21 protein-coding genes are annotated in these 23864 nt (G+C 55.3%); 11 read left to right on the top strand and 10 right to left on the bottom strand.

Features of this window, described 5'->3' with window-relative positions:
- Position 1 precedes the first annotated feature (1 nt).
- The 7 genes from ftsL to leuO all read right to left on the bottom strand — a co-directional run bounded on the left by ftsL (position 2) and on the right by leuO (position 7174).
- Positions 2-367: a cell division protein FtsL gene (gene ftsL, locus MKS11_RS16640; protein WP_002888550.1), complete on the bottom strand. Its 366-nt coding sequence runs from the start codon at positions 365-367 to the stop codon at positions 2-4.
- On the bottom strand, positions 364-1305 hold the full coding sequence (gene rsmH, locus MKS11_RS16635) for a 16S rRNA (cytosine(1402)-N(4))-methyltransferase RsmH (protein ID WP_017901189.1): 942 nt from the start codon (positions 1303-1305) through the stop codon (positions 364-366). The genes ftsL and rsmH overlap by 4 nt, the downstream gene beginning before the upstream one ends.
- A 2-nt stretch (positions 1306-1307) precedes the next feature.
- Positions 1308-1766, bottom strand: a complete 459-nt coding sequence (mraZ, locus tag MKS11_RS16630; protein ID WP_004204327.1) for a division/cell wall cluster transcriptional repressor MraZ — start codon at positions 1764-1766, stop codon at positions 1308-1310.
- Between the two features lie 640 nt (positions 1767-2406).
- Positions 2407-3411 (bottom strand): catabolite repressor/activator, encoded by a 1005-nt coding sequence (gene cra, locus MKS11_RS16625; RefSeq protein WP_004145952.1) that lies wholly within the window; start codon positions 3409-3411, stop codon positions 2407-2409.
- A gap of 181 nt (positions 3412-3592) precedes the next feature.
- Positions 3593-4084 (bottom strand): acetolactate synthase small subunit, encoded by a 492-nt coding sequence (ilvN, locus tag MKS11_RS16620; RefSeq protein WP_002888536.1) that lies wholly within the window; start codon positions 4082-4084, stop codon positions 3593-3595.
- A 2-nt stretch (positions 4085-4086) separates the two neighbouring features.
- Entirely contained in the window at positions 4087-5811 is a 1725-nt protein-coding gene (ilvI, locus tag MKS11_RS16615) for an acetolactate synthase 3 large subunit (RefSeq protein WP_017901190.1), read from the bottom strand.
- 394 nt (positions 5812-6205) lie between these two features.
- Positions 6206-7174: a transcriptional regulator LeuO gene (leuO, locus tag MKS11_RS16610; RefSeq protein WP_072140386.1), complete on the bottom strand. Its 969-nt coding sequence runs from the start codon at positions 7172-7174 to the stop codon at positions 6206-6208.
- Positions 7175-7788: 614 nt separating this feature from the next.
- Here leuO and leuL point away from each other — a divergent pair.
- The 9 genes from leuL to aroD all read left to right on the top strand — a co-directional run bounded on the left by leuL (position 7789) and on the right by aroD (position 17969).
- The gene (leuL, locus tag MKS11_RS16605; protein ID WP_017901192.1) at positions 7789-7875 is read left to right on the top strand and encodes a leu operon leader peptide; all 87 of its coding nucleotides are present in this window, start codon (positions 7789-7791) and stop codon (positions 7873-7875) included.
- 95 nt (positions 7876-7970) lie between these two features.
- Entirely contained in the window at positions 7971-9542 is a 1572-nt protein-coding gene (gene leuA, locus MKS11_RS16600; RefSeq protein ID WP_004204323.1) for a 2-isopropylmalate synthase, read from the top strand.
- Positions 9542-10633, top strand: coding sequence for a 3-isopropylmalate dehydrogenase (gene leuB, locus MKS11_RS16595; RefSeq protein WP_017901193.1), 1092 nt, complete (start codon positions 9542-9544; stop codon positions 10631-10633). Before leuA ends, leuB begins: the two co-directional genes overlap by 1 nt.
- Before the next feature lie 2 nt (positions 10634-10635).
- The gene (leuC, locus tag MKS11_RS16590; RefSeq protein WP_004177417.1) at positions 10636-12036 is read left to right on the top strand and encodes a 3-isopropylmalate dehydratase large subunit; all 1401 of its coding nucleotides are present in this window, start codon (positions 10636-10638) and stop codon (positions 12034-12036) included.
- Between the two features lie 10 nt (positions 12037-12046).
- A complete protein-coding gene (leuD, locus tag MKS11_RS16585; RefSeq protein ID WP_004204321.1) occupies positions 12047-12652 on the top strand; it encodes a 3-isopropylmalate dehydratase small subunit in 606 nt (201 codons plus the stop codon).
- Between the two features lie 397 nt (positions 12653-13049).
- A complete protein-coding gene (locus MKS11_RS16580) occupies positions 13050-15083 on the top strand; it encodes an FAD-dependent oxidoreductase (protein ID WP_284109629.1) in 2034 nt (677 codons plus the stop codon).
- Between the two features lie 11 nt (positions 15084-15094).
- Positions 15095-15958, top strand: a complete 864-nt coding sequence (locus MKS11_RS16575) for a shikimate dehydrogenase (protein WP_017901194.1) — start codon at positions 15095-15097, stop codon at positions 15956-15958.
- A 10-nt stretch (positions 15959-15968) separates the two neighbouring features.
- Positions 15969-17183 carry an MFS transporter gene (locus tag MKS11_RS16570; RefSeq protein WP_062914367.1) on the top strand — a complete coding sequence of 405 codons (1215 nt, stop codon included), beginning with the start codon at positions 15969-15971 and terminating at the stop codon, positions 17181-17183.
- A 30-nt stretch (positions 17184-17213) separates the two neighbouring features.
- Positions 17214-17969: a type I 3-dehydroquinate dehydratase gene (gene aroD, locus MKS11_RS16565; protein WP_004204316.1), complete on the top strand. Its 756-nt coding sequence runs from the start codon at positions 17214-17216 to the stop codon at positions 17967-17969.
- A gap of 37 nt (positions 17970-18006) precedes the next feature.
- Here the strand turns inward: aroD and MKS11_RS16560 are convergent, their stop codons facing one another.
- Positions 18007-18903, bottom strand: a complete 897-nt coding sequence (locus MKS11_RS16560; protein WP_087771089.1) for a LysR family transcriptional regulator — start codon at positions 18901-18903, stop codon at positions 18007-18009.
- A gap of 231 nt (positions 18904-19134) precedes the next feature.
- Between MKS11_RS16560 and MKS11_RS16555 the strand changes: the two genes are divergently transcribed.
- Entirely contained in the window at positions 19135-20445 is a 1311-nt protein-coding gene (locus MKS11_RS16555) for an MFS transporter (protein ID WP_004204313.1), read from the top strand.
- Between the two features lie 44 nt (positions 20446-20489).
- Here MKS11_RS16555 and MKS11_RS16550 read toward each other — a convergent pair whose 3' ends face one another.
- On the bottom strand, positions 20490-21674 hold the full coding sequence (locus tag MKS11_RS16550; RefSeq protein ID WP_004204311.1) for a sugar efflux transporter: 1185 nt from the start codon (positions 21672-21674) through the stop codon (positions 20490-20492).
- A gap of 286 nt (positions 21675-21960) precedes the next feature.
- A complete protein-coding gene (sgrT, locus tag MKS11_RS16545; RefSeq protein ID WP_004204309.1) occupies positions 21961-22113 on the bottom strand; it encodes a glucose uptake inhibitor SgrT in 153 nt (50 codons plus the stop codon).
- Positions 22114-22200: 87 nt separating this feature from the next.
- Here sgrT and sgrR point away from each other — a divergent pair, with 87 nt between their 5' ends.
- Complete coding sequence (gene sgrR / locus MKS11_RS16540; RefSeq protein WP_065697312.1) at positions 22201-23856, top strand: HTH-type transcriptional regulator SgrR; 1656 nt, start codon at positions 22201-22203, stop codon at positions 23854-23856.
- Positions 23857-23864 lie beyond the last annotated feature (8 nt).

Raw genomic sequence — 23864 nt, 5'->3', positions numbered from 1 at the left:
CTTATTTCTGTACAACGATATTTTCTTGGGATGGATCGACGTGCTGCATCTGCAACTTCTCGGTCGCGATCCGCTCAACCCGACTGTGATCGCCGAGCGCGTTCTCTTCGAGGATCAGGTTGCGCCATTCAATGTCTAGGGCGTCGCGTTCCAGAACCAGTTGTTCACGCTGCGCGGTCAGCAGGCGCGTGTGGTGCGCGGTGGTGACCACGGTAATCGCCGTAATAATGATGCAAATGAACAGGCAGAGTGGCAGTTTCCCAAACCGCAGAAGGTCGTCCCCGATCACGCCAGGCAAAGCATGGCGCTCGTTGCTTCCAATCGACCCTTTAACCTTGCTTAAGGCCTCTGTCACTCTGCCGATCATGCGTTCGTCCTCTCTGCAATACGCAGCACTGAACTACGGGCGCGTGGATTCTCTGCCACCTCTTCTTCGCCCGGCATCAACTTGCCTAGTGCTCGTAACTCACGGCCGCCCAGTTTTTTGAGCTGCGATTCGGTCATCGGTATTCCCGCCGGAACCTGCGGACCGCGGCTTTGCTCGCGCATAAAGCGCTTTACAATGCGATCTTCCAGCGAATGAAAACTAATGATCGACAGCCGCCCGCCTGGGGCCAGCACGCTAAGCGAGCTTTTTAGCGCCTGCTCTATCTCCTCCAGTTCACTGTTTACCCAAATGCGCACCGCCTGGAAGGTACGGGTCGCGGGATGTTTGTGCTTATCTTTTACCGGCATAGCCGCGGCGATGACCTCCGCCAGCTCTTTGGTGCGAGTCATCGGTGCAATGCGATTACGTTCGACGATCGCGCGGGCGATCCGTTTGCCGAAACGCTCTTCGCCGAAGGTTTTAATCACCCAGGCGATATCCGCTTCTTCAGCGGTCTGCAACCATTCGGCCGCAGACTGACCGCGCGTCGGATCCATGCGCATATCCAGCGGTCCGTCGCGCATAAAGGAAAAACCGCGTTCCGCATCGTCAAGCTGTGGGGAAGAGACGCCGAGATCGAGCAGAATGCCGTCGATCTTACCGGTAAGATTGCGCTCGCCGACATAATCAGCAAGCTGTGAAAATGGACCATGTACGATGGAAAAGCGGGGATCATCGATGGTTTGCGCGACGGCAATCGCCTGTGGATCGCGATCGATTGCCAGCAAGCGTCCTTCCGCTCCCAGCCGGGAGAGGATCAGGCGCGAGTGACCGCCGCGACCAAAGGTACCATCAATATAGATACCGTCTGGACGAATATTGAGGCCGTTGACGGCTTCATCCAGAAGTACCGTAGTGTGTTTAAAATTTTCCATCATTTTTATAAAGACAAATCCTGCAGGCGCTCCGACAGTTCACCGGTCGCGGACTGCTCAGCGTCGATATCTTCCTTGACCCGTTGATACCAGGTCGTTTCGTCCCACAGTTCAAATTTATTAAACTGCCCGACCAGCATCACTTCTTTTGTCAGCCCGGCATGCTGCCGTAACACCGGCGCAATCAGCAAGCGACCGGCATTATCCATCTGACATTCGCTGGCATGACCCAGAAGCAAACGCTGTACGCGCCGCTCAACGGGATTCATGCTCGATAAACGCGACAATTTCTGCTCGATGACTTCCCATTCAGGCAATGGATAAAGCAGCAGGCACGGGTGATGAATGTCAATGGTGCATACCAATTGACCGGCAGCGTCCTCGATCAGCCCATCGCGATAACGCGTTGGCACGGCCAGGCGGCCTTTGCTGTCGAGATTGACTAACGTTGCTCCACGGAACATGCCAGCCTCACCCCTTTTCGCCACTTTATCCCACAAATTCCCACCAGAAGGAGTTTACGGAGCGGAGGAAAAGCTTGTCAAGCCAGCACGAATGCCAACGGAGCTCAAAAACCCATTATTTACAGCCGACATTAGCCCTGATGAAAAAATCATCAACAGGCGAGGCAAATTAACGTTATGAATACGTGTAAGAAAATAACCAACAAACTCGTAACAGTTATAAACAACAAAATATCTTCGGCGGGAAAATATAAAGTGTCAGTTTGCGACGCGAGCGGCATTTTAGGCCATTATGCCGGCCGTTAACAGTACCTGTTGCTGCCTTAGGGGTGGACCAGGCGCGGGATAAGGCAGGGGAGAACAGTGGTGGCGAACAAAATGGGTGTTAATTCAGCAATTAACCTGGTGAATGTAACAAAATAATACAATTAAAGCCTGCACCATCATTTTTTGTGTCCTGTTTTGAGTCACAAAACGATTGCCAGGGAATAAAACAAAATAACGCGTAAAGAAGTTTAGGGATTTGTCTGAAATATATTCAGTTTTGCATTCTGGACGTCAGTTGCCTGATTTATCGCCAGCGGCCTGCTCTCTGGCAGGCCTGCCAGGAATAATCCTGGATGCTGACGATATTGCGCCCTTAACGGCGATTCAGGCTGCCGCGGCGATAAAGATTACGACGAATACGGCTGAGGCCCGGCTTCGGCTTGCGCGGTTCATCGAGGCTAGCGAGGACGATCTCGAGCACCCGCTCAGCGACATCGCGATGGCGCTGGGCCACGGCCAGTACCGGACACTGCAGGAAATCGAGCAGCTCATTATCGCCGAAGGTGGCGATCGCCAGCTCGGAAGGCAGTTTACCCTCACGGCGCAGCGTCACATCCATGACGCCCTGCAGCAGCGGGAAAGAGGTGGTGAACAGCGCCTGCGGCATCGGATGGGTTTCAAGCCATTTCTCAAACAGCTGGGCCGCCGCTTCTCGCTCGTAGCTGTTGGCATAGAGATAATGCACCTCACGCGGATCGTCCTGCCAGGCTTTACGGAAGCCTTGCTCGCGCAGGAAGCTCACCGACAGTTCCGGCAGCGCGCCCAGATAAAGCACCGTTTCGCCGGGAAAAGTCCGCAACTCGGCGGCGAGCATCTCGGCATCATCCTGGTCAGCGCCGACGACGCTGGTGAAGTGCTCGCGGTCAAGGGCGCGGTCGAGGGCGACAATCGGAAACGGATCGTTAGCCCAGCGCTGATAAAAAGGGTGCTCCGGCGGCAGCGAGGTGGAAACAATGATGGCGTCCACCTGGCGCTGTAGCAGATGCTCGATACAGCGCATTTCGTTATCGGGCTGATCCTCCGAGCAGGCAATCAGCAGCTGATAGCCGCGCTGGCGCGCCTGCCGCTCCAGATAATTTGCAATGCGGGTATAGCTGGTGTTTTCCAGATCCGGGATCACCAGACCGATAGAGCGTGTGCGTCCTGCACGCAGGCCAGCAGCGACCGCATTCGGATGATAGTTGTGCTCTCGCACGACAGCCATCACCTTTTCGACCGTCTTGTCGCTTACGCGGTACTGCTTCGCTTTGCCATTAATCACATAGCTCGCGGTGGTTCTTGAAACACCGGCCAGCCGGGCGATTTCATCCAGTTTCACAATTGCCCCTTGGGTAAGAAGTGCCAAACATAACCATTATTCAGGTATGGAACCCTTTTTATAACATCTAAACGCAGAATAGTTAGCGCAGCAACCGCTTTCGCTTACAGTTCCTACTGATTTCGCAAAAAAAAAAGCCCGACAGTCGCTGCCGGGCTATTTTTGCATCAATTCCCGATCCTCAGCGCATGATTTTATCACCGCGAGACAGGCCGACCACGCCGGAGCGAGCCACTTCCACGATCCGAGCGACATCGCGCAGCGAGGCCAGGAAGGCGTCGAGTTTATCGCTGGTGCCGGCAAGCTGGACGGTATAGATAGAAGGCGTCACGTCGATAATCTGTCCACGAAAGATTTCGGTGTTGCGCTTCACTTCTTCACGGCCGTAACCGCTGGCCTGGACCTTCACCAGCATGATTTCACGTTCGACATGAGCCCCCTGCCCCAGTTCGCTGACTCGCAGGACATCCACCAGCTTGTGCAGTTGCTTTTCAATCTGCTCGATCGCTTTTTCATCGCCCACGGTCTGGATGGTCATCCTGGAGAGGGTCGGATCGTCTGTCGGCGCGACAGTCAGGCTTTCTATATTATAGCCGCGCTGGGAAAAGAGGCCGATAACGCGGGACAATGCGCCCGATTCGTTTTCCAGTAATACCGATAATATCCGGCGCATAATCAGGTCCTCTCCGTTTTGCTCAACCACATTTCATCCATGCCGCCGCCGCGGATCTGCATGGGGTACACATGCTCACTGCCGTCGACGGTGACATCGACAAACACCAGCCGGCGCTGTCGCACCTGCTCCAGGGCTTCAGCAAGCTTCGTCTCCAGTTCCTGTGGCTCACTGATGCGGATGCCAACGTGGCCATAGGCTTCCGCCAGACGCACAAAGTCCGGCAGCGACTCCATATAGGACTGCGAGTGGCGCCCGGAATAGAGCATATCCTGCCACTGCTTCACCATCCCCAGATAGCGGTTGTTGAGGTTAAGCACCAGGACCGGCAGTTCATATTGCAGCGCGGTGGAAAGTTCCTGAATATTCATCTGGATACTGCCGTCACCGGTCACGCAGACGACCATTTCGTCCGGCAGAGCCATTTTGACCCCCAGCGCTGCCGGTAGGCCAAAGCCCATGGTGCCGAGACCACCGGAGTTAATCCAGCGCCGCGGTTTGTCGAAGGGGTAATAAAGGGCGGCGAACATCTGGTGCTGACCCACATCGGAAGTGACATAGGCATCGCCCTGGGTCAGTCGCCAGATCGTTTCAATCACCGCCTGCGGTTTGATCTTATCGCTCTGGTCGTCGTAGCGCAGACAATGGCGGGCGCGCCACTGCTCAATCTGTAGCCACCAGTCGCGAATATCGTCCAGCGGCTGCTGCGCCTCTTCCTGTTCCAGCAGCTCCAGCATCTGTTCCAGCACCAGCCGGGCATCGCCGACGATCGGCACATCTGCCGGCACGGTTTTCGAGATTGAGGTCGGATCGATATCAATATGCAGCACAGTCGCGTTCGGACAGTATTTGGCCAGGTTATTGGTGGTCCGATCGTCAAAGCGAACGCCAACGGCAAAAATCACGTCTGAATGGTGCATGGTCATGTTGGCTTCATAGGTGCCGTGCATGCCCAGCATCCCCAACGCCTGCGAGTGCGTCGCCGGGAAAGCGCCCAGCCCCATCAGGGAGGAGGCCACCGGCAGCTTCAGCTTTTCCACCAGTTCGCGCAGCTGTGGTTCGCATTGCGCATTGATCGCCCCGCCGCCGACGTAGACGACCGGCTTGCTCGCCGCCACCAGGGTCTGCAGGGCGCGTTTAATCTGGCCTTTATGGCCGCTGGTCGTCGGGTTATACGAGCGCATGCTGACCGCGTCTGGCCAGACGTACGGCAGTTTCTTCGCCGGATTGAGTATATCCTTCGGCAGATCGACCACCACCGGCCCGGGGCGACCGCTGGCCGCTAACCAGAAGGCTTTCTTCAGCACGCCGGGAATATCTTCGGTCTGCTTCACCAGGAAACTGTGCTTCACCACCGGGCGGGAAATCCCCACCATGTCGCACTCCTGGAAGGCATCGTAGCCGATAAGCGATGTCGCCACTTGCCCTGAGAGGATCACCAGCGGGATAGAGTCCATATAGGCCGTCGCGATACCGGTGATGGCGTTCGTCGCCCCAGGCCCTGAGGTCACCAGCACCACACCGACCTCCCCGGTCGCTCGCGCCAGACCATCCGCCATATGCACCGCCGCCTGCTCGTGGCGAACCAGCACATGATCGATACCGCCAAGGGTATGTAACGCATCATAGATATCGAGGACTGCGCCTCCGGGATAGCCGAATACTTGCTTGACGCCCTGATCGACAAGCGATTGGACGACCATCTCGGCTCCTGACAACATCTCCATGGTTTGCCTCCAGGCTTATTGTTTTACGACAGCGGAACTCAATTTCCGCGCGCTCGCACGATGCGAAGGGGTACCCCTCCGCACTGAGGTGAATGGACTGCATGCCACTACCATAACTGCTCGCCAGCAGGCAGGCAATTCGCCACGACAGGGGCTTTCTAAGTGGAATAAGAAGAAAAACAAGCGGAGAGAGGAAAATATGGTGGAATGCTTCAGAGATAAGAAAAGAGAATAGTAAATACTCGGAGAAAAGGCGCGATAGCAGGAATTGATCCATTTTTTGTTAACGGGAGGAGAGCAACTGAAAGAGTAAACAGCATAAAATTCTGCATTCTTGTAATTCAATCATATAAAAAAAGGAGCCGAAGCCCCTTTCATAATCATTGCCATCGGCTCAGCGCTGACAAATATCCACCAGCAGCTCTTCCATCCACTGATGGCCTTTATCGCGACCCGCCGCTTCGTGCCAGGAGAGATAGCAGGTCCGGCTATTCACCTTCAGCGGTAGAGGTAATATTTGCAGCGCTAACTTATCGGCAAACTCATTTGCCAACCAGCGCGGCGCAATGGCCACCATCTGTGTTTGTGACACCACGTTTAATACGCTGACCATCGCATTACCTTGATATGCGATGCGCGCTTGTTTATCGGCCGTGTCATACCACGGCAGACTGAATGAGGCATACCGATCGAGAGCCACCGCGGCATGCTCCTCGCGATAAATATCAGCCTCCATCACCGGTCCGGAGATACGCGGATGGTTGCGACTGGCCACCAGAACCATTTCATCTTTGAATAGCGGCACACAGGCAAACTCAGGGCGACGGAACTCTTCATAACCGATCACAAATTCCGTTTCCTGATAACGTAGCTGATGTTCCGTATTTTGATTAAGCGCTGATTTAAAGACTAAATGAATATTGGGCGCGATTTCAGCGACTTTATTAAATATCACCGACGTCAGGATGTTATCCAGCGGGCTACAGACGCACAGATTGAAAACACGCTCACTGCTCAGTGGTTCAAAACCGGAGCCTGGCAATTCGTTTTGCACCAGCTGCAGCGCCTGGCGCACTGAGCCAAAGAGCTGATAGGCCCGCGCCGTCGGCTGAATACCGCGGCCATAGCGCACAAACAGTTCATCATTAAACATCACTTTCAGACGTGAAACCGCGTTGCTCACCGCTGGTTGAGACATGCCGAGCGTATGGGCGGCACGGGTAATATTCTGTTCCTGCATAACCGCATCAAAAACGGTAAGCAGATTGAGATCAACCATCCGTAGTTGAGGTTTTACGACTTCCTGTCCGGGGGCTGATTTATATTCTGGACTTTCAATTAACATATCTAGTTCCGCCGTCACGATGAATTCCCTTTGCTAAACCGCTATGATTAGCGGCGAAAATATCATTTATCATGCTAATGACATTTGCAAAATAGCAAAGGTGTATTTTAGGAATATATCAAGGCTATGAGTGGCAGTGTAAATCCGGTACCGCCAGAATAGGTGAACTGCTCAAACCATACTAGTTACTTAATGATGATGAGTTTAACCATAATTCAGAAAAATAAAAACAACACCAATGATTAACTGTAACTTAAGCAATAATAAAGCATTTTATTTTCTACCCCATAAAATTAACAACCATTTATCATTGAAAAAAGAGCCGTTAAGGGGTGGAGATATTCACACGAAAAATAAATATAATCTTTTCATTTAGATAGCGATTTTTTGCCGCCTCGCTCGCGGCGCATCGTGAGCGAAGCCTTTAATGCAAAGTACATTGTCAAATGAAACATATCCCAGTGCGCTCCCGCAGGGCCAAAAAAGGATCTTCGGCAAAAAAGGGCAAACATCAGCACAATTAGCTAATTCACGCCGTGGACCAAAAACGCTTTTTCCATGCCAGGGGTTGACTTTGAAACGGCTATCCAGTAACTCTAAAAGCATAACGATTTCATCTGGAGTTTGACGCAATGATTCGCACCACTCGCATCACCAGCCTACTACTACTAAACGCATGCCATTTGCGCGGTAGGCTGTTGGGCGACGTTCAGCGTTAAGTCATCTTCCAGCAAGACTATAAAACCCGCGCCTTGGCGCGGGTTTTTTTATGCTCGTCAACAAGGCGCCAGGACACAGACTAAGGATCCAAACCATGAGCCAGCAAGTCATTATTTTCGATACGACCTTACGTGATGGCGAACAAGCGTTACAGGCAAGCCTGAGTGTCAAAGAGAAGCTGCAGATCGCTCTGGCCCTCGAGCGCATGGGTGTTGACGTGATGGAAGTCGGTTTCCCGGTTTCTTCTCCGGGCGATTTTGAATCCGTGCAGACCATCGCGCGCACCATCAAAAACAGCCGCGTATGCGCTCTGGCGCGTTGCGTTGAGAAAGATATCGACGTGGCGGCGGAATCCTTAAAGGTGGCCGAAGCGTTCCGTATCCACACCTTCATCGCCACCTCGCCGATGCATATCGCCACCAAACTGCGCAGCACCCTGGATGAAGTCATTGAGCGAGCGGTTTATATGGTGAAGCGGGCGCGCAATTACACTAACGATGTCGAATTCTCCTGTGAAGACGCCGGCCGTACGCCAATAGCTGACCTGGCTCGCGTCGTGGAAGCAGCGATTAACGCTGGCGCCACCACCATAAATATTCCGGATACCGTCGGCTACACCATGCCGTTCGAGTACGCCAACATTATCAGCGGCCTGTATGAGCGCGTACCGAATATCGACAAAGCCATTATCTCCGTTCACACCCATGATGACCTGGGCATTGCCGTCGGCAACGCCCTCGCCGCGGTCCACGCCGGAGCTCGCCAGGTAGAAGGCGCGATGAACGGTATCGGCGAGCGCGCCGGCAACTGCGCGCTGGAAGAGGTCATCATGGCGATTAAAGTGCGCAAAGACATCATGAACGTGCACACCAATATCAACCACCATGAAATCTGGCGCACCAGCCAGACCGTCAGCCAGATCTGCAACATGCCGATCCCGGCGAACAAAGCCATCGTCGGCACCGGCGCCTTCGCCCACTCCTCCGGTATCCACCAGGACGGCGTGCTGAAGAACCGCGAAAACTACGAGATCATGACCCCGGAATCCATCGGTCTGAACCAGGTGCAGTTGAACCTGACCTCCCGTTCCGGCCGCGCGGCGGTGAAACACCGGATGGAAGAGATGGGCTACCAGGAGAGCGATTACAACCTGGATCATCTGTATGACGCGTTCCTGAAGCTGGCGGACAAAAAAGGACAGGTCTTCGATTACGATCTGGAAGCGCTGGCCTTTATCAACAAGCAGCAGGAAGAGCCAGAGCATTTCCGCCTGGATTACTTCAACGTTCAGTCCGGCTCCAGCGATATCGCCACCGCCTCGATCAAACTGGTCTGCGGGGATGAGATCAAAACTGAAGCCGCCAACGGCAACGGTCCGGTCGATGCTATCTACCAGGCGATTAACCGCGTCACCAATTACAACATTGAATTAGTGAAATATGGCTTAAGCGCGAAAGGCCACGGCAAAGACGCCCTGGGCCAGGTGGATATCGTCGTTGACTACAACGGCCGCCGTTTCCACGGCGTTGGTCTGGCAACGGATATCGTAGAGTCGTCAGCCAAAGCGATGGTTCATGTGCTGAACAACATCTGGCGCGCCGCCGAAGTCGAAAAAGAATTGCAACGCAAAGCTCAGAATAAAGAGAACAATAAGGAAACCGTGTAATGTCGAAGAATTACCATATTGCCGTTTTGCCGGGTGATGGCATTGGCCCGGAAGTGATGAACCAGGCGATGAAAGTACTGGAAGCCGTGCGCCAACGTTTTGCCATGCACATTACCACCAGCCAGTACGACGTCGGCGGCGCGGCCATCGACCGCCAGGGAACTCCCCTGCCGCAGGCGACGGTCGCCGGATGCGAGCAGGCGGACGCGATCCTGTTCGGCTCCGTCGGCGGCCCGAAGTGGGAACACCTGCCGCCCGCAGAACAGCCAGAGCGCGGCGCCCTGCTGCCGCTGCGTAAACACTTCAAACTGTTCAGCAACCTGCGCCCGGCCAAACTGTATCAGGGGCTGGAAGAGTTCTGCCCGCTGCGCGCCGACATCGCCGCCAACGGCTTCGACATTCTCTGCGTTCGCGAACTGACCGGCGGCATCTACTTCGGCCAGCCGAAAGGCCGCGAAGGCAGCGGCCAGCATGAGAAAGCTTTTGATACCGAGGTGTATCACCGCTTTGAAATCGAACGTATCGCGCGCATCGCTTTTGAATCTGCCCGTAAACGTCGTCACAAAGTGACCTCCATCGATAAAGCCAACGTTCTGCAGTCCTCTATTCTGTGGCGCGAAATCGTCAGTGAGATCGGCAAAGAGTATCCGGACGTTGAGCTGGCGCATATGTATATCGATAACGCCACCATGCAGCTGATTAAAGATCCGTCTCAGTTCGACGTGCTGCTGTGCTCCAACCTGTTCGGCGACATCCTCTCCGACGAGTGCGCAATGATCACCGGCTCGATGGGTATGCTGCCGTCCGCCAGCCTTAACGAACAAGGTTTCGGCCTGTACGAGCCTGCAGGCGGCTCGGCGCCGGATATCGCTGGCAAAAATATCGCTAACCCGATTGCGCAGATCCTCTCCCTGGCGCTGCTGCTGCGCTATAGCCTTGACGCTAACGAGGCGGCGAGCGCAATTGAAAGCGCGATTAACCGCGCTCTGGAGGAAGGGGTTCGTACCGGCGACTTAGCGCGCGGCACGGCGGCGGTCAGCACTGATGAAATGGGCGATATCATTGCCCGCTATGTCGCAGAAGGGGTGTAATCATGGCGAAGACGTTATACGAAAAATTGTTTGATGCGCACGTGGTGTATGAGGCGCAAAACGAAACCCCGCTGTTGTATATCGACCGCCATCTGGTGCATGAAGTTACCTCCCCGCAGGCCTTTGACGGCCTGCGCGCCCACGGCCGCCAGGTGCGCCAGCCGGGTAAAACCTTCGCCACCATGGATCACAACGTCTCGACGCAGACCAAAGACATTAACGCGTCCGGCGAGATGGCCCGCATTCAGATGCAGGAGCTGATTAAGAACTGTAAAGAGTTCGGCGTTGAGCTGTACGACCTGAATCACCCGTACCAGGGCATCGTTCACGTAATGGGCCCGGAACAAGGGGTGACCTTGCCGGGGATGACCATTGTATGCGGCGACTCCCATACCGCCACCCACGGCGCGTTCGGCGCGCTGGCCTTCGGCATCGGCACTTCCGAAGTGGAACATGTGCTGGCGACCCAGACCCTGAAACAGGGTCGTGCGAAAACCATGAAAATCGAAGTGCAAGGCAAAGCGGCGCCGGGCATCACCGCCAAAGATATCGTGTTGGCGATCATTGGTAAAACCGGCAGCGCCGGCGGCACCGGCCACGTGGTGGAATTCTGCGGCGAAGCGATCCGCGATCTGAGCATGGAAGGTCGCATGACCCTGTGCAACATGGCGATCGAGATGGGCGCCAAAGCGGGCCTGGTCGCGCCGGATGAAACCACCTTCAATTACGTACGCGGCCGTCTGCACGCGCCGAAAGGCAAAGATTTTGACGATGCGGTGGCGTACTGGAAAACCCTGAAAACCGACGACGGCGCCACATTTGACACCGTGGTGACGCTGCAGGCGGCTGAGATTGCTCCGCAGGTGACCTGGGGCACCAACCCAGGCCAGGTGATTTCGGTCACCGATAATATCCCCGATCCTGCGTCATTCAGCGACCCGGTGGAACGCGCCAGCGCTGAGAAAGCGCTGGCCTATATGGGACTGAAATCCGGCATCCCGCTGACGGAAGTGGCTATCGATAAAGTGTTCATCGGCTCCTGTACCAACTCGCGTATCGAAGATTTGCGCGCCGCGGCGGAAATCGCCAAAGGGCGTAAAGTGGCGCCGGGCGTCCAGGCGTTGGTGGTACCAGGTTCCGGTCCGGTGAAAGCGCAAGCGGAAGCGGAAGGCCTGGATAAGATCTTTATCGAAGCCGGCTTTGAGTGGCGCTTACCGGGCTGCTCGATGTGTCTGGCGATGAACAACGACCGCCTGAACCCGGGCGAGCGCTGCGCCTCCACCAGCAACCGTAATTTTGAAGGCCGTCAGGGCCGCGGCGGACGCACGCACCTGGTGAGCCCGGCAATGGCCGCGGCGGCGGCTGTGACCGGCCATTTCGCCGATATCCGTAATCTGAAGTAAGGAGACCATCATGGCAGAGAAATTTACCCAACATACCGGCCTGGTGGTTCCGCTGGATGCTGCAAACGTCGATACCGACGCGATCATTCCCAAGCAGTTTCTGCAGAAAGTGACCCGCACCGGCTTTGGCGCGCACCTGTTCAACGACTGGCGCTTCCTCGATGATAAAGGTCAACAGCCGAACCCGGAGTTCGTGCTGAACTTTCCTGAGTACAAAGGCGCCTCTATCCTGCTGGCGCGGGAAAACTTCGGCTGCGGCTCCTCCCGCGAGCATGCGCCGTGGGCGCTGACCGATTACGGTTTTAAAGTCGTTATCGCCCCAAGCTTTGCCGATATTTTCTACGGCAACAGCTTCAACAACCAGCTGCTGCCGGTGACGCTGAGCGATGAGCAGGTCGACGAGCTGTTCAGACTGGTGCAGGCCAACCCGGGCATTACGTTTGAAGTGGACCTGGAAGCGCAGGTGGTGAAAGCGGGGGATAAAACCTACAGCTTTAAGATCGACGATTTCCGTCGCCACTGCATGCTTAATGGCCTGGATAGCATCGGCCTGACGCTGCAACATGAAGCGGCGATTTCCGACTATGAGCACAAGCTGCCGGCGTTTATGAATTAAGCTTCGCACCCGGTCATTTGACCGGGCTTTTTAATTTATTGCGGCAGAAAATTGAGATCTCACGCACAAAAAACAATATTAATTCTTCGAACGTCAGCCCATGACGTTGGCCTGCCCCACGCGATAAAGACGAATGATTTCGCTTTCTTCCCCCTGACCTGCGCGGTTTATGTATTAACCCTTCACTGCAAGTAAAAATAAGGTATGAGTGTTTAATATAAAAATATAACAATGTGAAAGAAGCGTTAATCTCATAGAGAACCCCTATAGCTCACAGCAAAAAAAAACATTATTTTTCAATTTTTCCCCTCGCTATCTTTTTCCACAGAGAAATATTAACTAAGGACACGCCCGGGCCCCCGCATAGCGGCCTCCCGGCCTCCTGTGGAGAGAAGAGATGAGCCACTATCCGCACCTTTTCAGTCCGTTGACCATCAACGGCATGACGCTAAAAAACCGCATTATTATGCCCCCGATGGGCACCAATATGGCTACGCTCAATGGCGAGGTCTCGCAGGAACAGCTGGAATACTACGAACTGCGGGCCAAAGGCGGCACCGGTCTTATCACCATCGAAAACATCTGTATTGATTTCCCTTTCGCTTCCAACGGCACCACCCAACTGCGGATCGATAACGATCAATATATCCCGCGGCTGTTTAAATTAACCGAGACCCTGCATAAACACGGCGCCTGCGTATCCATTCAGTTAAATCACGCTGGCGCTTCCGCTTATGCCTACCGCCTCGAGGGTCAGACACCGCTCTCCTCCTCGACGACGCCCTCGAAAAAGCACGGTAATATTCCGCGGCCAATGACCCATGAGGAAATTTATCACGCGGTGGAAAAATTCGGGGACGCCGCAGAGCGCGTTCATCGCGCGGGTTTTGACTGCGTCGAAATTCATGCCGGCCACTCCTATTTAATTAGCCAGTTTTTATCGCCGTTATTTAACAAACGCACCGATGAATTTGGCGGCAGCGTCGAAAACCGCACTCGAATATTAGGTCTGATTGTCGATAAAGTTCGCGCCTGCGTCGGGCCACGTTTTCCGGTCAGCCTGCGCATCAGCGCCGACGACTTCCTCAAAGGCGGCAATACCCTCGAAGATTCCTTGCGCATCCTTGAGCTCTGTCAGGAGAAGGTCGATATCATCAACGTCTCGGCGGCGCAGAACGACAACCTGAATCTGCAAATCGACCAGATGTCGCTGGAGGATGGCTGGAAGCGTTACCTCTCCCGCGCGGTGCGCGATAAATTCCATAAGCCCACGGTCATCGCCGGCAATATCCGTACCCCGCAGGTGGCCGAGGATATCCTCGCCAGCGGCGATGCCGATCTCATTGCCATTGGTCGCGGTCTGATTGCCGAGCCGGAGTGGGTCCAGAAGGTGCAAAGCGGTAAAGAGCGCGTGATGCGCAAATGCATCTCCTGCAACATCGGCTGCGCCGACCATCGCATCGCCCGCTCGCGTCCGCTGCGCTGTTCAATTAACCCGGACATCATTCACGGCGATGCCTACAAAACGCGGCGCGTTAATCGCGAAACGAACGTGGTCGTCATCGGCGCCGGCACTGCCGGGATGGAGGCCGCCTGCACCGCGGCGGAAGTCGGCTGCCACACCTGGCTGCTGGAGGCGAAAAATCACGTCGGCGGTCTCGCCAGCGATATCGCCCGTCTGCCGGAGAAAAAACGCATCGCGGATTTCCCGCAGTTTATGAAAAACCGCATCGCCGCGCTGGACAACCTGATGCTGCAGGTCGGCAAACGGGCAGACGTGGCCTCGGTTTCCGCCCTGCGTCCACATCTGATCGTCAATGCCACCGGCTCAACCCCCCTGCTGCCGCCCATTGCTGGACTGCGGGAGAATATTGACGCCGCGGAAGGCAAAGTCTTCTCCATTACCGGCATGATCGACAATCTGGCGAAATTTACCCATGTCGAGGGCAAACGCATCGCCGTTGTCGGCGCGGGCGCCGTTGGCCTCGACGTCATCGAATACTTTACCGCTCGCGGCGCGCAGGCGGTCTTAATCGAAATGCAGGACGCCGCCGGTCGCGATCTCGACATCATTACCAAGAATGCCATGTTGACCATGCTCGACGAGCACCAGGTCGAACAGCACATGAATACGCAACTGATGGCGGTGGCTGCCGACCATTTCCAGGTGAAAAATACACAGCACACCTTCGATATCCCCTTCGACTACGGCTTTGTCTGTCTGGGGATGCGCGCCAACCGGACGGGTCTCGACGAGATCGAACGCTGGGCCAATGCCAATAACGTCAAAATCATGAATATCGGCGACAGCGTGATGGCGCGACGCATTATCGACGGCATCCGCGAAGGCCGCAACGTGCTGGACACCCTCGAAGACATGGGTGCGCTGGGCAGCTGCGAAGCACAACGAATTCCCTTTCTAACTTATTGAGGATTTTTGTCATGGCAGAACGTATTACTGGACACACTGAGCTGATTGGTCTGATAGCCACCCCGATTCGCCACAGCATGTCGCCCACCATGCACAACGAGGCTTTCGCCCATCTCGGGCTGGACTACGTCTACCTGGCTTTTGAAGTCGGTAATCAGGAGCTGAAAGACGTTGTCCAGGGCTTCCGGGCTTTGAAGCTGCGCGGCTTTAACGTCTCTATGCCGAACAAAACCGAGATTTGCCAGTATCTCGATAAGCTGTCGCCGGCGGCGCAGCTGGTCGGGGCGGTGAATACCGTGGTCAATGACGACGGCGTCCTGACCGGGCATATCACCGACGGCACCGGCTATATGCGCGCCCTTAGCGAAGCGGGTATCGATATCATTGGCAAGAAGATGACCGTGCTCGGTGCCGGCGGTGCGGCGACCGCACTCTGCGTCCAGGCGGCACTGGATGGCGTGAAGGCGATCTCCATCTTCAACCGTCGCGATAAATTCTTCGCCAACGCCGAAGAAACGGTCGCCAAGATCCGCAACAACACGCGCTGTGAGATCCATCTGTTCGATCTTGACGATCATGACAAACTGCGTGCCGAAATCGATAGCAGCGTGATCCTGACCAATGCCACCGGGGTCGGCATGAAGCCGTTCGAAGGCCAGATGCTGCTGCCGGACGACAGCTTCCTGCGTCCGGATCTGATCGTCTCCGACGTCGTATACAACCCGCGCAAAACCCACCTGCTGGAGGTGGCTGAGAAAAAAGGCTGCCGCACGCTAAACGGCCTCGGGATGATGCTGTGGCAAGGCGCGCGCGCGTTCGAAATCTGGACGGGTAAACAGATGCCGGTTGATTACATCAAAAGCATCCTGTTCTAAGGGGCAAGCGATGAAAAATAAATACGTCCCTACCGCGGCAGGGCTGTACCTCAACTACCTGATCCACGGCATGGGGGTGCTGTTAATCACCCTCAACATGGCCCATCTTCAGGAGCAGTGGGGAACAGATAAAGCCGGCGTATCGATCGTTATCTCCTCGTTAGGTATTGGTAAGTTAGCGACCATCGTGACCGGATTTCTCTCGGATCGCTTCGGTCGCAAGCCCTTTATCTATCTTGGGATCCTGAGCTACCTGATCTTTTTCGTCGGCATTCTGCTGACCAAAAATATCTATCTGGCCTATGTCTTCGGCATTATGGCGGGCCTGGCGAACAGCTTCCTCGACTCCGGCACCTATCCGGCGCTGATGGAATCTTTCCCGCACTCCGCCAGCCGGGCCAACGTGCTGATCAAAGCCTTCGTTTCCGCCGGGCAGTTCCTGCTGCCGTTCATTATCAGCTTCCTGATCTGGGCGAATCTATGGTTCGGCTGGTCGTTCGTGATTGCGGCGGCGCTCTTTGTACTGAGCGGGATTTACCTGCTTAAAATGCCATTCCCTGACAGCCAGGCAGCGAAAAAAGAGGAATCTCCTGAGCCACAGGCGGAAACGTTCGCCCGTCCGCAGGCCAACAAACTGGATATGATGATCTTCACGCTGTACGGCTATATCGGCATGGCGACGTTCTATCTGGTCAGCCAGTGGCTGGCGCAGTACGGCCAGTTCGTGGTCGGGCTGCCCTATGCCTCGGCGATTAAGCTGCTCAGCATCTATACCGTTGGGTCGTTGGTCTGCGTCTTCGTGACTGCTGCCTTCGTCAAAGAGGTGTTCAGCTCTGCCGTCGCCATGATCATCTATACTGGCCTGTCGATGGTCTCGCTGCTGCTGGTGTGCCTGTTCCCGACGCCGATGATGGTTACCGGCTTCGCCTTTGTCATCGGCTTTGCCGCCGCGGGCGGAGTGCTACAGCTGGGAGCGACGATCATGGCGATGAGCTTCCCGAACGGGAAAGGCAAGGCAACCGGGATCTTCTACACCGCCGGCAGTATCGCCAGCTTCACGATCCCGCTGATCACCGCCAAACTTTCGCAGATCAGTATTGCCAGCATTATGTGGTTTGATTTTGCGATCGCCGTGATCGGCTTTGTGATCGCCCTGTACATCGGCTATCGTCAACTGCAGGCTCGGGCGGCGCAAAAAGTATCACCCACCGCAGTCACCGCCTGAGGTTCAACGCGAATAATAATGGATGCCTACATGACAAATGCAGTTACCGTAAAGAACATCACCTTCCAGGAAGGGGAAACCTTAATTTGTGTACCGCTGATCGGCAAAACGCTGGATGAAATACTGGGTAACGCCCACGGCCTGGTCGACGCCGGCGCCGATATCATCGAATGGCGCGTTGATCACTTTACGCAGGTCAGAGAGATGGCCCAGGTGATGGCCGCGCTGGCGGAAATCCGTGGTGCGCTGAAAGCCCTGCCGTTGCTGTTCACCTTCCGCAGCAAGAAAGAAGGCGGCGAGACCGAGCTCAGCGACGATGCCTACTTCGCGCTCAACCGCGAAGCGGCGCGCAGTGGACTGGTTGATGTCATCGATGTCGAGCTGTTCAATGATGAAGCGCAGATCCGCGCGCTGGTTGACGATGCGCATGCCGCGGGCGTCAAAGTGATCATGAGTAACCATGATTTTCATAAAACCCCCGCCCAGGAAGATATCATCTATCGCCTGCGCCGCATGCAGGATCTGGGTGCCGATCTGCCGAAGATCGCGGTGATGCCGCAATCGCCGCAGGACGTTCTGACCCTGCTCGCCGCCACGCTGACCATGAAAGAGAAGTATGCCACCCGCCCGCTGATCACCATGTCGATGGGAAAATCAGGCGGCGTCAGCCGGGTGACCGGGCGTCTTTTTGGCTCAGCCATGACCTTCGGTACCGTGGGTCAAGCTTCCGCGCCGGGACAGATCGCCATCAATAAGCTGCGTGAAGTGATGGATATTCTCTCCTGATAACCCCTTAGCCCGGAGGACCACTCCGGGCTATTCGCTAACAGATCTTCTGGCTGTCGTGGATGACCACATTTTTAAACGACTGCAGCGCCGGGGAAAGTCCCCGGTCTTTCATGGTCGCCAGATAGATATAGCGCGGAGGGAGGGTGTTTTTAATCTTCAGGATATGGACGTTGTAATGGGAGAGCGCCGAGATCCGCGGCATGATCGCGATCCCGTAGTCAATGCTGACCAGCCCGGCCATCGCGGTATCCTCTTCCACGTAGCAGGCAATCTCCGGCACCAGCTTTTGCTGCATAAATACATTATCGATAAACGGACGTAAGCCGCTATTTTCTGAAAAATAGATATAGGGATAATGAATCGTCTCCACGAGGTCGACTTCATGTTCATACAGACGGGCCAGCGGATGATCCCTGGCGGTCACCACCACCAGCTCCTGCTGAATAACCGGAATAAAATCGATATCGGGCTCATCGGCAATATAAGAGCAGATCGCCAGATCGACTTTTCCCGCTTTCAGCTCCTGCAACAGCGTCAGCGAGGTCCCTTGAGTAAAAGAAAAAGTCACATTGTGAAACTCAGGTGAAAGAGAATATTTATTAATTAACTGCGGAACAACATATTCGCCCATCGTGTAAATAAAGGCGACACGAATGTTTTCTTTATTTTCAGCGCCGTTTTTTTGCAAAACTGTGCGGCCATTTTCCAGTGAGGCCAGGGCATCTTCGACATACGGCAGAAAACGCTTGCCGTTTTGCGTAATTTTAACGTTCCGTCCCTGTCTGGCGAAGAGCGCGACCCCTAACTCCTTCTCCAGCTCTGATATCGCATGGCTTAGCGAAGGCTGAGTGATGCACAGACTGGAGGCCGCTTCGGTATAATGTTCAGTTTCAGACAGACGTTTAAAATAATAAAGTTGCTTTAGGTTCATTATTTTTGCCCGTATAATATAAGAATAAATCCACTGATGCTAATATACCATGCAAGCCACCAATAATGCGCATGAGCGGGTAAATATCGGCGGTATATCAAATATTATTTTCTGAAGCGTATGAATGTGCCACAAAGCGTTGCCATTCATAGATACTACCTATAGTTCCCGGAGATATTTTTGCATATACAAATATATGCAAAAATATTTTAAACTTTAAAGGATCTCGCTATGAGTATGTCAAACTCTCAGGAAGTCCTCACTTCCTCATCAGGGACGAAAAAAAGAAGCCGCGTTCGGATAGTTATTTTACTGCTGTTGTCCGTCGGAACGATGATCAATTATCTCGACCGCACCATCCTCGGTATCGTTGCCCCACAGTTAACCCAGGAAATTCATATCGATCCGGCGATGATGGGCATCATTTTCTCCGCCTTTGCCTGGACCTATGCCCTGGCGCAGATCCCCGGCGGCATGTTTTTAGACCGCTTCGGCAACAAACTGACCTATGCCCTGTCAATTTTCTTCTGGTCGCTGTTTACCCTGCTGCAAAGTTTCACCCTCGGGCTTAAATCTCTGCTGCTTCTACGCCTGGGACTTGGCGTCAGTGAAGCGCCCTGCTTCCCGGCCAACAGCCGCATCGTCAGCACCTGGTTCCCGCAGCATGAGCGCGCACGGGCGACGGCAACATATACGGTTGGTGAATATATAGGACTGGCGGCCTTCTCACCGCTGTTATTTTTAATCCTCGAACATCACGGCTGGAGAACGCTTTTTTTCCTCACCGGAGGATTAGGTATTTTATTTACTTTGGTGTGGTGGCGTTTTTATCACGAACCCCATGAATCGCGCACGGCTAATCAAGCGGAGCTGGATTATATCGGCGCAAACGGTATTAACAATAAAATCCAGAACGTTCCATTTAACTGGCGTGACGCCAGGCGCCTGCTGGGCTGTCGCCAGATCCTCGGCGCCAGTCTGGGTCAGTTTGCGGGCAACACCACGCTGGTGTTTTTCCTGACGTGGTTTCCCAGCTATCTGGCCAACGAGCGCCATCTTCCCTGGCTGCACGTTGGCTTCTTCGCCACCTGGCCGTTTCTCGCCGCCGCCATCGGCATCCTCTTCGGCGGCTGGATCTCGGACCGACTGCTGAAGCGAACCGGCTCCGTCAATATCAGTCGGAAGTTACCAATAATTTCCGGATTATTACTCTCCAGCTGTATTATTGCGGCGAACTGGGTGAGCGCCAACAGCACCGTTATTATTATTATGTCAGTGGCATTTTTTGGCCAGGGAATGGTTGGTCTGGGCTGGACGTTAATTTCTGATATTGCCCCGGAAAATATGGCAGGCCTGACCGGCGGGATATTTAATTTCTGCGCTAATATGGCGTCGATTATAGCCCCACTGATAATTGGCGTGATTATCTCCGCAACGGGTAACTTCTTTTACGCACTGATCTACGTCGGCCTGACGGCGCTGATCGGCGTGATTGCCTACATTTTTATCATCGGCGACATCAAGCGAATCGAACTGAAGTAAAGACGGCGGCCCCGGCGAATTGCACGCCGGGGCGAAGAGGACGGTCAGATATCTTTCACCTTGCTGGTTAAAAACAGCGTCACCAGCGAAATCGCGGCGATCGTCCAGTAGACGCTGGCGTGGCCATAGCTCTGCGACAGCGCCCCCTGCATCACGCCGGCGAGGATCACGCCAGTGGAAATACTGTTGGTAAACAGGGTGGTCGCCGCCCCCGCGCGTCCCGGCATTAAATCCTGGAACCATAGCATGCCGATCCCGGCGATTATGCCGATAAAAATGGCGTTGAACAGCTGCAGGGCCAGCAGCGCCGTTCGGGCATGAAACAGGATCAGCCCCAGATAAAACAGCACACCGGCCGCCACCGCCGCTACCATCATTTTACGTTTACCAAAGCGCTTCACGTAGTAGCCGGCGAGGATCATCGCCGGAATCTCCAGGCCGGCGGCGGTGCCCATCAGGATCCCGGCCAGACTGTCGGGAAGCCCGAGATCGCTGCTGATCCACAGCGGCATATCAATGATATACATGGTGTTGCAGGTCCACATCAGGGTGGAGGCGATAAACAGCATCCGCACATTCTTGTCCTGCCAGCCGCCGGCCTGCGCCAGCGCCTCCGCCTCTTCCGAGGGCTGTTCCACGCGCGGAACCGAGGGCAGTTTGACCGCAATCAGCGCCAGGCTGATCGCAAAGATGCCCGCCGCAATAGAGAACATGGTGGTAAAGCCATAGTTGAGCGCCAGCATAAAGGCCAGCGGCGGGCCAATCACCCACGCCAGAGACAGCTGGGCACGCATGACCGAGCTGAACATCACCACTTCCCGCGCCGAGCTGTCGGCATATTCCCGCGCCAGGGCAAAGAGCTGCGGCATGGCGGCGTTAGCGATGGATGCCAGCATCACCCCACAGGTGATCAGCGTCAGATAGTGGCGGTTGAAGGCAAACAGCAGCGCATTGCCTACCGCCATCAGACAGCAGAACATAATTAACCGCCGCCGGTCGCCGCGGCTATCGGAGCGCTTGGCCAGCGCCAGACTCACCAGGATCCCGGCTATCGCATTCACGGTGTAGAACAGGCCCACCCAGAACGGCTGCGCCCCCACTTCGCGGCTGAGAAACAAGCTCAACGTCGGCGCCTGCAATGCGCCCGCCACGCCCATCATAAAAGCAACCAGCATAAAGGCGGCATAGACGCCGTTTAGCCGTCGTCCCATCGTCATCAACCACAGCATGAAATGTCCTTAACACACGCGAAGTAAACGAAAAAAGCCAGCAGAGGCTTTCTGCTGGCGGGTGATTCTATACTCTGTGGATTTCACGTTGCAGGACAAACGGTTAACCGTTTTGCGCAGCGCTTACGCTGGCTCCGAAAGGGTGAGTCCCGTAGGGGCGATTCACGCGGCCAGAACATAGGCTCTGGGAGCATCGACAGCGATAGACCCGGGCAAGCGCGCGCACCTGCAGCTTGAAAAACGACGAGTATAACACCAATACTCAGTCACACATGATGTCTGCAAGTCAATGATCAGAGGTCTTTGACGTCACTCCCCACTGCATCAGTTCGCCCAGGATTTCCTGCTGTCGTCCTGCCATCAGGCGGGCCAGCCAGGACGCTTCCTGCGTCGCAGAAAAGTAGCGCTGGTAGAACGATTTTGCGGTAGACCTCATCATATTCACCTCCTCGCTTCATCGGGATTCATTATTGGCTTAATATGGGGAGTAATAAATTGCTGAGTTTTGCGCAGGAGTTCCCCTTTTATGTCTTCCGGCCGTCTGCAACAACAGTTCATCCGTCTATGGCAGTGCTGCGACGGCAAGTCGCAGGAGACCACCCTCAACGAACTGGCGGAAATGCTGAGCTGCTCGCGCCGCCACATGCGCACCTTACTCAATATGATGGAGTCCCGCGGCTGGCTGACCTGGGAGGCGGAGGCTGGCCGCGGAAAACGCTCGCGGCTGACCTTTCTCTATACCGGCCTCGCCCTGCAGCAGCAGCGTGCCGAAGATCTGCTTGAACAGGATCGCATCGATCAGCTGGTGCAGCTGGTCGGCGATAAAGCCGCCGTCCGTCAGATGCTGGTCTCGCATCTCGGGCGCAGCTTCCGCCAGGGGCGGCACATCCTGCGCGTGCTCTACTACCGGCCGATGAAGAATTTACTGCCCGGCAGCGCGCTGCGACGTTCGGAAACCCATATCGCCCGGCAAATATTCAGCGCGCTGACGCGGGTAAATGAGGAAAATGGGGAACTGGAAGCTGATATTGCCCACCACTGGCAGCAGTTGACGCCCACCCACTGGCGCTTTTTCCTCCGGCCAGGCATCCATTTTCACCATGGCCGTGAGCTGGAGATGAGCGATGTGATCGCTTCTCTGCAGCGCAGCAATGCCCTGCCGCTCTATTCGCATATCGAACGCATCGAGTCGCCCACCGCCTGGACCCTGGATATTCATCTGCGCCAGCCCGACCGCTGGCTGCCCTGGCTGCTGGGCCAGGTGCCAGCGATGGTGCTGCCGCAGGAGTGGCAGACCATGAACCACTTTTCTTCGATGCCGGTCGGCACCGGCCCGTATGCCGTGGTGCGTAACAATCAGAACCAGCTCAAGATCCACGCCTTTGAGGACTATTTTGGCTACCGGGCGCTGATCGATGAGGTGAACGTCTGGGTGCTACCGGAAATTAGCGAAGAGCCCAACGGCGGCCTGACGCTGCAGGGCAATACCGAAAGCGAAAAGGCGGTGGAGAGTCGTCTGGAAGAGGGGTGCTACTACCTGCTGTTTGACTCGCGAAGCCCGCTGGGCGCCAACGAGGCGGTGCGCCGCTGGTTAAGCTATCTGTTCCAGCCCGCGAACCTGCTCTACCACGCGGGCGAACTTTACCAGGGCAACTGGTTTCCCGCCTACGGCCTGCTGCCGCGCTGGCATCACGCCAGCAACCACGCCAGCGACAAGCCGGCGGGGCTGGAGACGGTCACCCTCACCTATTACCGCGATCACGTCGAACACCGGGTGATCGGCGGGATCATGCGCGACCTGCTGGCCGCGCATCAGGTGAAGCTGGAGATCCAGGAGCTGGAGTACGATGCCTGGCATCGCGGCGAGGTGGTCAGCGATATCTGGCTCAACAGCGTTAACTTCACCTTACCGATCGAATTCTCGCTTTTCGCCTATCTGTACGAAGTCCCGCTGATTCAGCGCTGCATCCCCATCGACTGGCAGGAAGACGCCAGCCGCTGGCGCGCGGGAGAGTTTAATCCGGCCACCTGGAGTCAGCGTCTGCTGGCCAGCCAGCATATCGTGCCGCTGATCCATCACTGGCTGATGATTCAGGGCCAGCGCAGTATGCGCGGCGTGCGGATGAACACCCTCGGCTGGTTCGATTTTAAATCCGCATGGTTTGCGCCGCCGGAGCCGTAAGCCTTTCC

Source organism: Klebsiella sp. K5-45 (assembly GCF_030128605.1).
Classification (GTDB): domain Bacteria; phylum Pseudomonadota; class Gammaproteobacteria; order Enterobacterales; family Enterobacteriaceae; genus Klebsiella; species Klebsiella quasipneumoniae.
This window is presented reverse-complemented; position numbering and strand designations above follow the sequence as displayed.

Bases quoted from the DNA above. Each gene is read 5' to 3' on its own strand.
- ftsL (WP_002888550.1), bottom strand. From the start codon at position 367: ATGATCGGCAGAGTGACAGAGGCCTTAAGCAAGGTTAAAGGGTCGATT.
- rsmH (WP_017901189.1), bottom strand. From the start codon at position 1,305: ATGATGGAAAATTTTAAACACACTACGGTACTTCTGGATGAAGCCGTC.
- mraZ (WP_004204327.1), bottom strand. From the start codon at position 1,766: ATGTTCCGTGGAGCAACGTTAGTCAATCTCGACAGCAAAGGCCGCCTG.
- ilvN (WP_002888536.1), bottom strand. From the start codon at position 4,084: ATGCGCCGGATATTATCGGTATTACTGGAAAACGAATCGGGCGCATTG.
- ilvI (WP_017901190.1), bottom strand. From the start codon at position 5,811: ATGGAGATGTTGTCAGGAGCCGAGATGGTCGTCCAATCGCTTGTCGAT.
- leuL (WP_017901192.1), top strand. From the start codon at position 7,789: ATGATTCGCACCACTCGCATCACCAGCCTACTACTACTAAACGCATGC.
- leuA (WP_004204323.1), top strand. From the start codon at position 7,971: ATGAGCCAGCAAGTCATTATTTTCGATACGACCTTACGTGATGGCGAA.
- leuB (WP_017901193.1), top strand. From the start codon at position 9,542: ATGTCGAAGAATTACCATATTGCCGTTTTGCCGGGTGATGGCATTGGC.
- leuC (WP_004177417.1), top strand. From the start codon at position 10,636: ATGGCGAAGACGTTATACGAAAAATTGTTTGATGCGCACGTGGTGTAT.
- leuD (WP_004204321.1), top strand. From the start codon at position 12,047: ATGGCAGAGAAATTTACCCAACATACCGGCCTGGTGGTTCCGCTGGAT.
- MKS11_RS16580 (WP_284109629.1), top strand. From the start codon at position 13,050: ATGAGCCACTATCCGCACCTTTTCAGTCCGTTGACCATCAACGGCATG.
- MKS11_RS16575 (WP_017901194.1), top strand. From the start codon at position 15,095: ATGGCAGAACGTATTACTGGACACACTGAGCTGATTGGTCTGATAGCC.
- MKS11_RS16570 (WP_062914367.1), top strand. From the start codon at position 15,969: ATGAAAAATAAATACGTCCCTACCGCGGCAGGGCTGTACCTCAACTAC.
- aroD (WP_004204316.1), top strand. From the start codon at position 17,214: ATGACAAATGCAGTTACCGTAAAGAACATCACCTTCCAGGAAGGGGAA.
- MKS11_RS16560 (WP_087771089.1), bottom strand. From the start codon at position 18,903: ATGAACCTAAAGCAACTTTATTATTTTAAACGTCTGTCTGAAACTGAA.
- MKS11_RS16555 (WP_004204313.1), top strand. From the start codon at position 19,135: ATGAGTATGTCAAACTCTCAGGAAGTCCTCACTTCCTCATCAGGGACG.
- MKS11_RS16550 (WP_004204311.1), bottom strand. From the start codon at position 21,674: ATGCTGTGGTTGATGACGATGGGACGACGGCTAAACGGCGTCTATGCC.
- sgrT (WP_004204309.1), bottom strand. From the start codon at position 22,113: ATGATGAGGTCTACCGCAAAATCGTTCTACCAGCGCTACTTTTCTGCG.
- sgrR (WP_065697312.1), top strand. From the start codon at position 22,201: ATGTCTTCCGGCCGTCTGCAACAACAGTTCATCCGTCTATGGCAGTGC.